Genomic DNA, 13,701 nt, shown 5'->3' with positions numbered 1-13,701 from the left:
TGCAAATCTCTAAAGCCCGGTACGAATATCGCAACCGGGTATCATTTAACTTTAATTTTGACGCGTTAAAGCAGTATTAGCGCGTAGTGGACGTGGTGGTTGAGGTGTTATGAGAACCGCCATCGCCACTGTCATTTGCTGCAACTACTGCCAAAGTCGCCACACCAACAGCCGTTGCCACACCGACAACCGTCGCCGTGCCGACAGCGCCAGCAGCTACGCCACCGGTGGTAGCAGCAGTCGTAGTGGCACCAGTAGTGGTCGTTGTGGTGCCAGTAGTACCCGTCGTTGCCTCGGTCCCGTTTGCTGCTTCTGGTGCAGCAAACGCAGCTGGCGTCGTCAACATGAAGGCCATAAGGATTGCAGAAAGCTTGTGTTTCATAACTTTTCCTTTATTCATCGCATGGACAATACGTACGCTTGAGATCAGGATTGTCTACTTTGAGTATAACATCCTTGTGAAATCTCCCTTTCCGCATACCGTCGGTACTATATACCGCGAGTGGGAAAGGCGCGCAGAGAGAAATATAAGATTGTTAACGATTTCCCTCTGGAAATACGACTTGTGAGCATAAGATAAATCTTAGAAAAATACAAATTAAAGATAAGAAAATTGTTAAGAAAGCTATTAACTATTGTTGGTGATATAGTTTCAAGCGGTACTATGATTGACTGTTAAGTAGCATTTATAACTATTAGGTGCAGAGATATTCGGCTAAATGGATTTGTTTTCCGGGGTGAAAGTAACTTTTGTTATAATGTGCGATGTTGACTATTGAGCTTTTTTAATAAAAACAGCCAGCTTTAAACAAGCTGCGTCATCTTAAGAGAGATAAACATTTGCCGCTGTTGGTCCGCGTAGGCCATTTACGCGGCAAAATTCCACGCGTAATCCTGGTATAAGCACTTCTGCGTCGCGGGGAGTGAATGCGGAAATATGGACCTGGACTTCTTTACGACCGTCGGAGGGGATAATGAATCCTTTGCCGCTTTTGCGATCAAAGGTTTTGACAATTCCTGTCATTTTACGGGACAAACAAATTCCTTACTGAAAATACTGCGCTGCACTATACGGGGTTAATAAAATAAAGCCAGCGATATTTAAGACCGCCGGACGGCTAAAATAAAAATTGCTTAATCTCAATTATCATGCGTTAATAGCTGCGTCGGTTTGAAAGACAGACAGCATACAAAGTAGTTTACTAAAGCAGTTCTCATTATCAGGCATTATCCCCTTCTTTTGAGTCTCTCTCCTGAACACTAAGTAGTTTCTGTATTAAAGCCCTGTTTGCCGAAAGGCCCAAAATGAAGGAAGTAAAATATGTCTAATAAAATGACTGGTTTAGTAAAATGGTTTAACGCAGATAAAGGTTTTGGCTTTATCACTCCTGATGATGGCAGCAAAGACGTTTTCGTCCATTTCACCGCCATCCAGAGCAATGAATTCCGCACGCTGAACGAAAATCAGAAAGTTGAATTTTCTATTGAGCAGGGGCAACGTGGTCCCGCGGCAGCGAACGTTGTTACGCTCTAAGGTTGCCGTTATTACTCAACATCTCCATTTCCGCTGTCCATGTTGTCATGGTTCACAGTACCGCACATCGGCATTCGATGTGACGGAGCGAAATCCTTTAGGGGCAAAGTGTATTTTTTGTAAATCGACGATGATCACCTTTGGTAACGTCGCGCTGCAAATACGCACTGACCATGCGCCGCTGGATTTCACAAAATAATATCAGGCTCCCTCGTGGAGCCTTTTTTATATCTGCCTTATTTTTCTTCAACGCTGTATGTATAGTAAGCGATAACCTGTTGATTATTGAATCTTTAGGGGAGATGGCTTATAACATTTCTTACCTGACCAGGGTACCGGGAACCAACACCTTACTGGCGTGTTGCTGTCTTTTAAGACCAGAAGAGGTTAACAGTGAATATTGAAGAGTTAAAAAAACAAGCCGAAACGGAAATCGCTGACTTTATCGCGCAAAAAATCGCCGAGCTGAACAAGAATACAGGGAAAGAAGTCTCTGAAATTCGCTTCACCGCACGAGAAAAAATGACCGGGCTTGAAAGCTATGATGTCAAAATCAAAATAATGTGATTTTGTGAACATCACCCCGTGCGAGGTGATGTTCCGCTTGTTGCTAATTTAGTGACCAATCATTGGCGTTTGCGGAATTAAGCGTCGGTACAATTCCTCCGGCACCGGGCTTTGCCATACTCCCGCATACATTGCGTAACCAATCACCGCAAACATAATCCCCAGAACCAGTAGCGTCATTAACCAGCCAGACAACGCAAAGGCTTTTTTATTTGCCGCAGGTTTTTGCAGTGAAAAGGTCAATGTTGAGGCTACCGGACATGACTCTACGCAAGTCATACAACCGGTACATTCCACGGTTCGTACCTGAATTAATTTATCGACCGGGATCCGCGATGGGCAATTTTTTGCGCATTTGCCACAGTCGATACAACTTTCGGCATTGCGACGAATCTTAAACGGCGACAATAGCGAAACCACGCCCATCAGCGCGCCATATGGGCAAAGATAACGACACCAGGCATGGCGAATAAACAGACTGACAATCAGCAAAACGGTCACGCTGATTAATGTCGCGGTCCCCATATGACGAAAGAAATCGAGCATTTTAACGTCCATCACCACGCTGTAGGGCGACAACATAAAATAGTGAATAGCCTGAGCGGGCATCAATAACGCGATATAGAGAAAAAAAATCAACAGCAAATACTTCACGCCGCGCAGAGGAATATCCAGACAGCGGGGAAGGACAAATTGCCGACCAAACAGTTTGTTACCGAGATCGCCGATTAATTCAGAAAGCGTACCAACCGGGCATAACCATGAACAAAAGGCCTTTTTTAGTAATAGACTGATGACGATAAAAGCGACCAATAACAGCATCGCGGCGGCGTGGACGGACGGTAACTGGCCTGTTGCAAGGCTATATTTCAGATTCATCAGACCGGCAATCGGTAGCCAGCCTTCGATGCCTCCTGGCCTGGCGACAAATGTCGTACTACCTGCCGTTTCGTAATAGCGCACCCAATACCAGAACGTGATGGCAATATAAATATTAATTGCCAACAGTAATAATTGCGTCGCTTTACGCCAGGTCGTGGCATTGCGCCAGTCATTCCACGGTAATTTGCCGCCCGTCGTGCCTGGCCGCCGCTGCCAGCGGGTTCTTCTTTTCTCTGCCATGATTTTGCCAGTCCGTTAAGTTGCATACCAAATGCCACTATTCTAGTTGTTCTTAACTGGCTGATATTGATTCAAATCGCGTTCAGGTCTTTCTTATTCAACCATGCTTCCAGAGCGGCAACACTGCGTGTAATGTCTTCGTGTGGAAGGGGGGCAGATAATGGCTGCTGCTCCAGTTGTGCGCATAGCTGGCTGGCGCTACGCATTCCCAGACTTGAGCAACTGCTTTTTAGCTGATGTGCGGCACGCTTTATTTTCTCGCTTTCCTGACTGGCGCGGGCAATGTCGATGTCATCGAGAAGCGGCAGGGCATGTTGTTTAAATAATGTCAGCCATTCGTGGATCTTCTCCGTCCCCATCAACTGAGCATCTTCATTGAGTTGCGATACATCCAGCGGTTGATCGTTATTGACTTGCAGTTGAAGATAGTGCGCCAGTAACTGACCGAGTACTTCACGCGGCACCGGTTTAGGGATAATCCCGTGAAATAGCGAACTGGTACGCTGGCGCAACGTTTCGTCGATGACATGGGCGCTAAAGCCAATCAAAACCAGCGACGGATATTGCTGTACCAGTTGTCGGGCAAGGGTAATACCGTCGATATCCGGCAGATCAAAATCCACCAGTGCGGCAGCAAACGGTTCGCTATTTTGCAACGTCTCTATCGCGTGCGCGGCATTGCCAACAGCAACGACCTGCGCACCACTGTTGTTCAGCATCTCAACGGTAATTCGCTGGGTTAGCGGGTTATCTTCAATTACCAGCAAACGTAAACCGTCCAGATGCACCGCCTGATTGACTATTTTTGGCACGGGTGCCGTGGCAATACGTAACGGCAAGCGTAAACAAAAACAGCTTCCAACCTCCGGCGTGCTGGTGGCGCTGAGTTCGCCGCCCATCGCCTGGGCCAGACGGCTACTGATAGTCAGCCCCAGCCCGGTGCCGCCGCGTTTGCCGCTAACCTGAACAAATGGCTGGAAGATTTCAGCCAGTTTCGAGGGATCAATACCGCAGCCGCTGTCTTCCACTTCGACCAGCCATTGTTCGCCATCAGTGCGACTACGCAGGATAATGTGCCCTTCGTCGGTGAAACGCAGGGCGTTGCTCAACAGGTTGGTTATAACCTGACGAATACGCCGCGGATCGCCCATTAACGCAGTCGGTACATCGTCGGCAATTTCAGTTACCAGGCGAATCGGACGACCTTTCACCCGTCCGCTCATTAATTGCAGGGTACTTTCCAGCAGCGGGCGCGGTTCAAAGGGCTCATCGCTGACCGAAACATTCTTGCCGCCTGCTTCGATAGCCGAATAATCGAGAATATCGTTGAGGATGGTCAGCAACGATTCACCAGAGTCAGTAATTGCCCGCAAATCATCACGCTGGGCATTAAGTGCGGGGTTATCTGCCAGCAGTTGCGCGGTGCCGAGAATACCGTACAGCGGTGTGCGGATCTCATGGCTCATTGCCGCCAGAAACGCCGATTTTGCCTGGCTGGCTTTTTCTGCTTCCGCCCGTGCCTGTCGATGTTCGACCACCAGTTCCTGCAATTCAGCTGTACGCGCTTTGACCTGCGCCGCCAGCTGTTCGCGGTGGCGATTAAGCGCATGAACACTGCTGCGAAACGCATCCATCAGCCGCCCGATGGTGTCCAGCTCCCGCACGCCAGCGGTTTCCGGAAAAGGGGAGTCGATATCACCGTCCAGCAGTCGTTGCAGCGCCTGCGTTTGTTCGGCAAGTGGACGCGTGACTGAACGATAAACCACGCGCCAGAGGATCAGAATCAATGCGCAAAGAGAAACTATTCCCAGCAATAACAGGCTGTATTGCCCGCGTGCACTGGCTTTTTCCAGATGTGCCAGCCCGTGCTGATTGCGCAGCTCAATGGTGTCGACCAGTTGACTGACTTCGCTACTAAACTGTGCGAACTGGGCGATGTTATTTTGGGCGAGAGTTTGCAGGTGATTGCTGATTTCACTGTCCTGCTGATACAGCGCCAGCAAATCGCTATATTGGCTAACGGAAGTTAACGTTGTTGCGACCTGAGCACGAACTCCCGGATCTTCAATGCGTATTTGCCGACGTTGCAGAATTTTCACCGCATTATTGAGCTGCTTTTCCAGCGTTGGCGCATTTTTCTGGATCTGTTCCAGCCCCAGATTCATCACCATTTGCTGCACCCGCAGGGCGCTAAGGCGCAGTTCATTCATCTGGTTAACGTACTCAAGATCGATATCAATCAGCCGATCAAGTGCGTTTTCTGCGGCCTGACGTTGATGTTGTTCGATCAAATCGTAAATCCCGGCCTGGGTCGCTCCGGCAGAGGTCGCCGCATTATTCGCCTGACCTTGCGCCAGGCGTGCGATCTCATCGGCAGCAGCGACTATCTGCTGGCTGAGTTGCTGTTGTTGCTGGCGCAGTTGCAAACGCTGCCCCACCAGTTCCCCTTGTTGACGTAACGAACGGGAGATCTCCTGCTCCTGTTGTTCAATAGCGGTGGTATCAAAACTTTGTTCCCGTAACGCTTGCAGCAACGCGTTAATCTTCAGGCTTTGTGCGGTGAGCATTCGCCCCTGCGCCTGCCACATCTTTTCGTTATCGGCACTGGTCAGGTTCTGGGCGGCGAAAAGTTCCCAGGCGCTGGCTTCGCTCAACTGGCGCGCCATATTCATGGTAGGAATCAATGCCTGAGTATTGTCTTTTTCCACCTGGCTGATAAAGCGCAGGTTGTACCATCCCACCAGGGTACTGGTCAGGGTTAACAGCGCCATCAGGGCAAAGCCCATCCAGAGTCTTCGGGTCAGGGTTAAATTCACGGTCAGTGTACTTAAGGTGAAAAAGGTTGAGTCGCAAAGCGGAATGCATCTAGCATAAAGCCTTATTATTGATGAGGCTATCATGCGCGTACTGCTATTGTTACTTCTTTCCCTTTTCATGTTGCCTGGTTTTTCGGCTGATAACTTGTTGCGCTGGCATGATGCGCAGCATTTCTCGGTGCAACCCTCTACACCGCTTAAAGCCAAACGTTCATGGAAACTGTGCGCGCTTTATCCCAGCCTGAAAGATTCATACTGGTTATCGTTGAACTATGGTATGCAGGAGGCTGCTCGCCGCTACGGTGTGGATTTAAAAGTGCTGGAGGCAGGCGGCTACAGCCAGTTGGCTACCCAGCAAGCACAAATCGACCAGTGCAAACAGTGGGGTGCAGAGGCCATTTTGCTCGGTAGTAGCACGACGTCATTTCCCGACCTGCAAAAGCAGGTAGCAAGTCTGCCGGTGATCGAACTGGTAAATGCTATTGATGCTCCCCAGGTGAAAAGCCGCGTTGGTGTGCCGTGGTTTCAGATGGGCTATCAACCAGGGCGATATCTGGTGCAATGGAGTCACGGAAAACCACTGAACGTCCTGTTGATGCCCGGCCCCGATAACGCCGGGGGCAGTAAGGAGATGGTAGAGGGTTTCCGCGCCGCCATTGCCGGAAGCCCGGTGCGTATTGTCGATATTGCGCTCGGCGACAACGATATTGAAATCCAGCGTAACCTGTTGCAGGAGATGTTGGAGCGCCATCCAGAAATCGACGTTGTGGCCGGAACGGCGATTGCGGCAGAGGCGGCAATGGGTGAAGGGCGTAACCTGAAAACGCCGCTTACCGTGGTGTCGTTTTATCTTTCACATCAGGTGTATCGCGGGCTGAAGCGGGGAAGAGTGATTATGGCTGCCAGCGATCAAATGGTCTGGCAGGGGGAACTGGCAGTTGAGCAGGCCATCAGGCAATTACAGGGACAATCGGTGTCTGATAATGTCAGCCCACCGATTTTAGTTCTGACGCCGAAAAATGCCGACCGCGAACATATCCGCCGCTCGCTGTCACCGGGGGGATTTCGTCCGGTCTATTTTTATCAGCACACATCAGCGGCTAAGAAATAACCTTCGCCATGTTGTGTCACCAGTAAATCCGCGCTGAGTTTATGACGTAAACGACGAATTAACACATCGACGGTGCGCAGGTCGGGGTTTTCCACCCGGCGCGCAGAAAGCATACGCAGCAGACGTTCACGGCTGAGAATTTCGCCCGGATTAGTCACAAATGCCACCAACATTTCATACTCTGCGCGGGTCAGTTTAATCGGCTCGCCATCCCGTTCCAGCGTATGGCGCGACAAATTCAGGCAATAACCGGCAAAGCGATAGCAGTTGTCCTGAGTGTGCGGTTGCGCCTGCCGCGCGAGGTCGATTCGCCAGAGCAGATTTTTCACCCGTACCACCAGTTCGCGCAGTTCCAGCGGTTTAGTGACGTAATCGTCTGCGCCCATTTCCAGCCCAACAATACGGTCAATCCGATCGCTGCGTCCGGTAACCAGAATAATACCCACCGTCGAACGTTCCCGCAGGGCGCGGGTTAACATCAGGCCATTTTCATCGGGCAAATTGATATCCAGCAGAATTAAATCCACTGGCTGGTTTTGCATAATTTCACGCAGCCCGGCACCGCTCGCTGTAACGGAAACCGTATACCCCTCCTGAGTGAAGTAGGTTTGTAATCGCGCCTGGGTAACCGGCTCATCTTCAACAATAACAATGTGATGTGGCATCAGAGAGTTTTACTCATTCTGTTCATATCTGTTCATATTCTGCCGTAAGCCGTTCATCCTGACCAGTGCCGCTGTTCATATTTGCTTATTAAGATCGCTTCACTAAACCATAATTTTACAGGGGCTATTATGCGGAAACTCTGGAACGCGTTACGCCGACCCAGTGCTCGTTGGTCGGTACTGGCGCTGGTCGCTATTGGGATTGTGATTGGCATTGCGCTGATTGTGTTACCTCACGTGGGGATCAAAGTCACCAGCACAACCGAATTTTGTGTCAGTTGCCACAGTATGCAACCGGTGTATGAAGAATATAAACAGTCGGTGCATTTCCAGAACGCCTCCGGCGTGCGAGCTGAATGCCATGACTGCCATATCCCGCCGGATATTCCAGGCATGGTGAAGCGTAAACTGGAAGCGAGCAACGACATCTACCAGACCTTTATTGCCCACTCCATTGATACACCTGAGAAATTCGAAGCCAAACGTGCGGAACTTGCCGAGCGTGAATGGGCGCGAATGAAAGAAAACAACTCGGCAACCTGCCGCTCCTGCCATAACTACGACGCGATGGATCATGCGAAGCAACATCCTGAAGCGGCACGTCAGATGAAGGTGGCAGCGAAAGATAATCAATCCTGCATCGACTGTCATAAAGGTATTGCCCACCAGTTGCCGGATATGAGTAGCGGCTTCCGTAAGCAATTCGATGAGCTGCGCGCCAGTGCAAATGATAGTGGTGACACGCTGTACTCCATTGATATTAAGCCAATTTATGCGGCGAAAGGCGATAAAGAAGCGTCTGGTTCTCTGCTGCCTGCTTCGGAAGTGAAAGTCCTTAAACGTGACGGCGACTGGCTGCAAATTGAAATCACTGGCTGGACGGAAAGCGCAGGACGTCAGCGTGTACTCACCCAGTTCCCTGGCAAACGCATCTTTGTTGCTTCGATTCGTGGCGATGTTCAGCAGCAGGTGAAAACGCTGGAGAAAACCACCGTAGCCGACACCAATACCGAGTGGAGCAAATTGCAGGCCACCGCGTGGATGAAGAAAGGCGACATGGTGAACGATATCAAACCGATCTGGGCTTATGCGGATTCGCTGTACAACGGCACTTGTAATCAATGCCACGGCGCACCGGAAATCGCCCACTTTGACGCTAATGGTTGGATTGGCACGCTCAACGGCATGATTGGCTTTACCAGCCTCGATAAACGTGAAGAACGCACCTTGCTGAAATATCTGCAAATGAATGCGTCTGATACCGCAGGTAAGGCTCACGGCGATAAGAAGGAAGAAAAATAATGAACAATAACGATCTCTTTCAGGCATCACGTCGACGTTTTCTGGCACAACTCGGCGGCTTAACTGTCGCCGGGATGCTGGGGCCGTCACTGTTAACGCCGCGCCGTGCGACTGCGGCGCAAGCGGCGACTGAGGCTGTCACCTCGAAAGAGGGCATTCTGACCGGGTCGCACTGGGGGGCTATCCGCGCGACGGTGAAGAATGGTCGCTTTGTGGCCGCAAAACCGTTCGAACTGGATAAATATCCGTCGAAAATGATCGCCGGATTGCCGGATCACGTACACAACGCGGCGCGTATTCGTTACCCGATGGTACGCGTGGACTGGCTACGTAAGCGCCATCTGAGCGACACCTCCCAGCGAGGTGATAACCGATTTGTGCGCGTGAGCTGGGATGAAGCCCTCGACATGTTCTATGAAGAACTGGAACGTGTGCAGAAAACGCACGGGCCGAGTGCCTTACTGACCGCCAGTGGTTGGCAGTCGACGGGGATGTTCCATAACGCGTCGGGGATGTTGGCGAAAGCGATTGCCTTACATGGTAATAGCGTTGGTACGGGTGGGGATTACTCCACCGGTGCTGCGCAGGTGATCCTGCCGCGTGTAGTTGGCTCAATGGAAGTGTATGAACAGCAAACCTCCTGGCCGCTGGTATTGCAGAACAGCAAAACCATTGTGCTGTGGGGCTCCGATTTGCTGAAAAACCAGCAAGCGAACTGGTGGTGCCCGGATCACGATGTTTATGAATATTACGAGCAGCTAAAAGCGAAAGTCGCCGCCGGTGAAATTGAGGTCATCAGCATCGATCCGGTTGTTACATCCACTCATGAGTATCTGGGACGCGAGCATGTGAAGCACATTGCGGTTAACCCGCAAACTGACGTGCCGCTGCAACTGGCGCTGGCGCATACGTTGTACAGCGAAAACCTGTACGACAAAAACTTCCTCGCTAACTACTGCGTGGGCTTTGAGCAGTTTCTGCCCTATCTGCTGGGCGAGAAAGACGGTCAGCCGAAAGATGCCGCATGGGCTGAAAAACTGACCGGCATTGATGCCGAAACCATTCGTGCTCTGGCACGGCAGATGGCGGCGAACAGAACGCAGATTATTGCTGGCTGGTGCGTTCAGCGTATGCAGCACGGTGAACAGTGGGCGTGGATGATTGTGGTTCTGGCGGCGATGCTGGGGCAAATTGGCCTGCCAGGTGGTGGCTTTGGTTTTGGCTGGCACTATAACGGCGCAGGCACGCCGGGACGTAAAGGCGTTATTCTGAGTGGTTTCTCCGGCTCTTCGTCGATTCCGCCTGTTCACGACAACAGTGATTACAAAGGCTACAGCAGCACCATTCCGATTGCCCGTTTTGTCGATGCGATCCTCGAACCGGGGAAAGTGATCAACTGGAACGGTAAATCGGTAAAACTGCCGCCGCTGAAAATGTGTATTTTTGCCGGAACGAACCCGTTCCATCGCCATCAGCAGATCAACCGCATTATTGAAGGCTGGCGCAAGCTGGAAACGGTTATCGCCATAGATAACCAGTGGACCTCAACCTGCCGCTTTGCCGATATCGTGCTGCCTGCGACCACGCAGTTTGAGCGTAACGATCTCGACCAGTATGGCAACCACTCCAACCGTGGGATCATCGCCATGAAACAGGTGGTGCCGCCGCAGTTTGAGGCGCGCAACGACTTTGATATTTTCCGCGAGCTGTGCCGTCGCTTTAATCGTGAAGAAGCCTTTACCGAAGGGCTGGACGAAATGGGCTGGCTGAAACGCATCTGGCAGGAAGGTGTACAACAGGGCAAAGGACGCGGTGTTCATCTACCAGCGTTTGATGACTTCTGGAATAACAAAGAGTACGTCGAGTTTGACCATCCGCAGATGTTTGTTCGCCACCAGGCATTCCGCGAAGATCCGGATCTCGAACCGCTGGGCACGCCGAGTGGCCTGATTGAGATCTACTCAAAAACCATCGCCGATATGAACTACGACGATTGTCAGGGGCATCCGATGTGGTTCGAGAAAATCGAACGCTCCCACGGTGGGCCCGGCTCGCAGAAGTATCCGTTGCATCTGCAATCTGTGCATCCGGATTTCCGACTTCACTCGCAGTTATGTGAGTCGGAAACTTTGCGTCAGCAATATACGGTTGCGGGTAAAGAGCCAGTATTTATTAGCCCGCAGGATGCCAGTGCGCGCGGTATTCGTAACGGTGATGTGGTGCGCGTCTTTAACGCTCGTGGTCAGGTGTTGGCTGGAGCAGTGGTTTCTGACCGCTATGCACCCGGCGTGGCACGAATTCACGAAGGGGCATGGTACGATCCAGATAAAGGCGGTGAGCCTGGTGCGCTGTGCAAATACGGTAACCCCAACGTGTTGACTATCGACATCGGTACTTCGCAGCTGGCGCAGGCGACCAGTGCGCATACCACGCTGGTGGAAATTGAAAAATACAGCGGGACAGTGGAGCAGGTAACGGCGTTTAACGGCCCTGTTGAGATGGTGGCGCAGTGCGAATATGTTCCCGCGTCGCAGGTGAAATCATGACCACGCTGACAGCACAACAGATTGCCTGTGTCTACGCCTGGCTGGCGCAGTTGTTCTCCCGTGAGCTGGACGATGAACAACTGACGCAGATCGCCAGTGCGCAGATGGCTGAATGGTTTTCGTTGCTAAAAAGCGAACCGCCGCTCACTGCGGCGGTGAACGAGCTGGAAACTAAAATTGCCGCTCTGACAGTGCGTGACGACGCTCGTCTGGAACTGGCCGCTGACTTTTGCGGCCTGTTTCTGATGACCGACAAACAAGCGGCGCTGCCGTATGCATCGGTCTACAAACAGGACGAGCAAGAGATTAAACGCTTGTTAGTTGAGGCAGGGATGGAAACCAGCGGCAATTTCAACGAACCGGCAGATCATCTGGCGATCTATCTCGAATTGCTTAGTCATCTGTATTTTTCGCTGGGTGAGGAAACTATCCCTGCGCGAAGAATCGACAGTTTGCGGCAAAAAACACTGATGGCGCTGCGGCAATGGTTACCGGAGTTTGCGGCGCGTTGCCATCAGTATGATAGCTTTGGTTTTTACGCGGCACTAAGCCAGTTATTGCTGGCGTTAGTGGAGTGCGACAACCAAAACAGATAATGCCGTTTGTAGGCCAGATAAGACGCGTTGAGCGTCGCATTAGACATTAAGGTAGATCCGCCGGATGCGGCATGAACCTTATCCGGCCTACGGGGACAGTGCGCTTTGTAGGCCTGATAAGACGCGTTAAGCGTCGCATCAGGCAACAAACTCACGGATGAGCCACAAATCGGGAAAGCCGCTGGCGCAGCAGGCGGTTTTCCTGCTTCAGGTGCGCAATATCATCCATTAACGTCAGCGCCACCGCGATCCCCGGCCAGTCCAGAGCCAGTTCATGACGCAGGCGTACCGCACGTTGCACCACAATGGCGGCATGGTCGTCAAATACCCAGGTTGTTTCCAGGCGCTCCCGCGGTTCAACCACCCCCAAACCGACAATTTCATTCAATTCCTCTTCAGAGATGCCGGTATGTAGGCAAAATTCGGTAATAGTAAAAGTCACCGTAACATTAGCCATCATGCTTTCCCCCAATCTTTACGTGGATCAAAAGACGACTGGGCGTCTGCCAGTTGCTGCCACAGCGCGGCCGTATTTTCATCCGGTTTCGGCGGCATCACGATTTTCAGTACCGCATACAGATCGCCGGTCTGTTTTTTGCTCACCAGGCCTTTGCCTTTAACGCGTAATCGTTGCCCGGCCTGACTGCCCGGCGGGATAGTTAGCAAAATGCTTTCTTTCAGTGTTGGAACGGTGACTTTAGCACCCAGCGCCGCTTCCCACGGGCTAACCGGCACCACTATTTCCAGATCCTGGCCGACAATATCAAACAATGGATGCGGCGCAATATGAATCACCAGCCACAAATCGCCATTTGGGCCGCCATTTTCGCCCGGCGTTCCCTGGCCTTTCAGGCGGATGCGTTGACCATTGCCGACGCCCGCCGGGATCTTCACATTCAGCGTTTTCGGGATTTCCTGTTCGATCATGCCAAAGGCGTTATAAACCGGCAGGTTATAGCTGATGGTACGCTTGTGCTCAGTAAGCGTTTCTTCCAGGAATACCGCCACTTCGATTTCAATATCGTGGCCGCGGGTGGCGGGGCGTTGACGGCTCTGGCGGGCATGCTGACCGAAAATTGACGAGAAGATATCGTCAAAATCTTCGGCGTTAAAACTCTGACCGTCTCCATGCTGGAATTGACGGTTAAATTGCGGATCGTTGCGATGTTGCCACATCTGATCATACTCAGCGCGACGTTGTTCATCACTTAACACTTCCCAGGCTTCAGCGACCTCTTTGAAGCGGGCTTCGGCATCCGGTTCTTTGCTGACATCAGGATGGTATTTGCGGGCCAGTCGACGATAGGCGGTCTTGATTGTCTTGAGATCGTCCGTCGGTTTCACGCCCATGATGGCGTAATAATCCTTTAGTTCCATAGCGTTATCTCGCGTAAATCAACACAAATTGAAGGAACCCCTGTAAGGTAACTCCTATAAGTGTA

Annotated in this window: 15 protein-coding genes; 8 read left to right on the top strand and 7 right to left on the bottom strand. The window is 51.4% G+C overall.

Annotated features, from left to right (window positions below; all coding sequences use genetic code 11):
* Positions 1-76 precede the first annotated feature (76 nt).
* The gene (locus AACU19_RS08145; RefSeq protein ID WP_001299283.1) at positions 77-382 is read right to left on the bottom strand and encodes a threonine-rich inner membrane protein GfcA; all 306 of its coding nucleotides are present in this window, start codon (positions 380-382) and stop codon (positions 77-79) included.
* A 441-nt stretch (positions 383-823) separates the two neighbouring features.
* Positions 824-1,036, bottom strand: a complete 213-nt coding sequence (cspH, locus tag AACU19_RS08140; protein WP_000087763.1) for a cold shock-like protein CspH — start codon at positions 1,034-1,036, stop codon at positions 824-826.
* A 285-nt stretch (positions 1,037-1,321) separates the two neighbouring features.
* On the opposite strand from cspH, the gene cspG reads away from it, so the two are divergent.
* The 4 genes from cspG to AACU19_RS08120 are packed head-to-tail and all read left to right on the top strand — an operon-like array spanning position 1,322 to position 2,101.
* A complete protein-coding gene (gene cspG / locus AACU19_RS08135) occupies positions 1,322-1,534 on the top strand; it encodes a cold shock protein CspG (RefSeq protein ID WP_000066490.1) in 213 nt (70 codons plus the stop codon).
* A 10-nt stretch (positions 1,535-1,544) separates the two neighbouring features.
* Positions 1,545-1,733, top strand: coding sequence for a cold shock small protein YmcF (gene ymcF, locus AACU19_RS08130; protein WP_123057628.1), 189 nt, complete (start codon positions 1,545-1,547; stop codon positions 1,731-1,733).
* On the top strand, positions 1,708-1,938 hold the full coding sequence (gene ymcE / locus AACU19_RS08125; RefSeq protein ID WP_105278072.1) for a protein YmcE: 231 nt from the start codon (positions 1,708-1,710) through the stop codon (positions 1,936-1,938). Before ymcF ends, ymcE begins: the two co-directional genes overlap by 26 nt.
* On the top strand, positions 1,928-2,101 hold the full coding sequence (locus AACU19_RS08120) for a GnsA/GnsB family addiction module toxin (protein WP_001019197.1): 174 nt from the start codon (positions 1,928-1,930) through the stop codon (positions 2,099-2,101). The genes ymcE and AACU19_RS08120 overlap by 11 nt, the downstream gene beginning before the upstream one ends.
* Before the next feature lie 48 nt (positions 2,102-2,149).
* Here AACU19_RS08120 and AACU19_RS08115 read toward each other — a convergent pair whose 3' ends face one another.
* Entirely contained in the window at positions 2,150-3,223 is a 1,074-nt protein-coding gene (locus AACU19_RS08115) for a 4Fe-4S binding protein (RefSeq protein WP_105278071.1), read from the bottom strand.
* Positions 3,224-3,294: 71 nt separating this feature from the next.
* On the bottom strand, positions 3,295-6,039 hold the full coding sequence (gene torS / locus AACU19_RS08110; protein WP_105278070.1) for a TMAO reductase system sensor histidine kinase/response regulator TorS: 2,745 nt from the start codon (positions 6,037-6,039) through the stop codon (positions 3,295-3,297).
* A gap of 82 nt (positions 6,040-6,121) precedes the next feature.
* Here torS and torT point away from each other — a divergent pair, with 82 nt between their 5' ends.
* Positions 6,122-7,150 carry a TMAO reductase system periplasmic protein TorT gene (gene torT, locus AACU19_RS08105; protein WP_001265010.1) on the top strand — a complete coding sequence of 343 codons (1,029 nt, stop codon included), beginning with the start codon at positions 6,122-6,124 and terminating at the stop codon, positions 7,148-7,150.
* On the opposite strand, the gene torR is transcribed toward torT, so the two are convergent.
* Positions 7,123-7,815 (bottom strand): two-component system response regulator TorR, encoded by a 693-nt coding sequence (gene torR / locus AACU19_RS08100; protein WP_105278069.1) that lies wholly within the window; start codon positions 7,813-7,815, stop codon positions 7,123-7,125. The two genes, torT and torR, sit on opposite strands and share 28 nt — an antisense overlap.
* 129 nt (positions 7,816-7,944) lie before the next feature.
* Between torR and torC the strand changes: the two genes are divergently transcribed.
* Genes torC through torD form a run of 3 tightly spaced genes read left to right on the top strand, consistent with a single transcriptional unit; the run spans position 7,945 to position 12,259 of the window.
* Complete coding sequence (gene torC, locus AACU19_RS08095) at positions 7,945-9,117, top strand: pentaheme c-type cytochrome TorC (protein ID WP_001230242.1); 1,173 nt, start codon at positions 7,945-7,947, stop codon at positions 9,115-9,117.
* On the top strand, positions 9,117-11,663 hold the full coding sequence (gene torA / locus AACU19_RS08090) for a trimethylamine-N-oxide reductase TorA (protein ID WP_105278068.1): 2,547 nt from the start codon (positions 9,117-9,119) through the stop codon (positions 11,661-11,663). Before torC ends, torA begins: the two co-directional genes overlap by 1 nt.
* A complete protein-coding gene (gene torD / locus AACU19_RS08085) occupies positions 11,660-12,259 on the top strand; it encodes a molecular chaperone TorD (RefSeq protein ID WP_105278067.1) in 600 nt (199 codons plus the stop codon). The genes torA and torD overlap by 4 nt, the downstream gene beginning before the upstream one ends.
* Before the next feature lie 151 nt (positions 12,260-12,410).
* Here the strand turns inward: torD and cbpM are convergent, their stop codons facing one another.
* Positions 12,411-12,716 (bottom strand): chaperone modulator CbpM, encoded by a 306-nt coding sequence (gene cbpM, locus AACU19_RS08080; protein ID WP_000024566.1) that lies wholly within the window; start codon positions 12,714-12,716, stop codon positions 12,411-12,413.
* Positions 12,716-13,636: a curved DNA-binding protein gene (gene cbpA / locus AACU19_RS08075; protein ID WP_000420636.1), complete on the bottom strand. Its 921-nt coding sequence runs from the start codon at positions 13,634-13,636 to the stop codon at positions 12,716-12,718. The genes cbpM and cbpA overlap by 1 nt, the downstream gene beginning before the upstream one ends.
* Positions 13,637-13,701 lie beyond the last annotated feature (65 nt).

Origin of the sequence: Escherichia sp. MOD1-EC4550 (genome assembly GCF_963876935.1) — a bacterium.
In the GTDB taxonomy this organism is placed as follows: domain Bacteria; phylum Pseudomonadota; class Gammaproteobacteria; order Enterobacterales; family Enterobacteriaceae; genus Escherichia; species Escherichia coli_F.
This window is presented reverse-complemented; position numbering and strand designations above follow the sequence as displayed.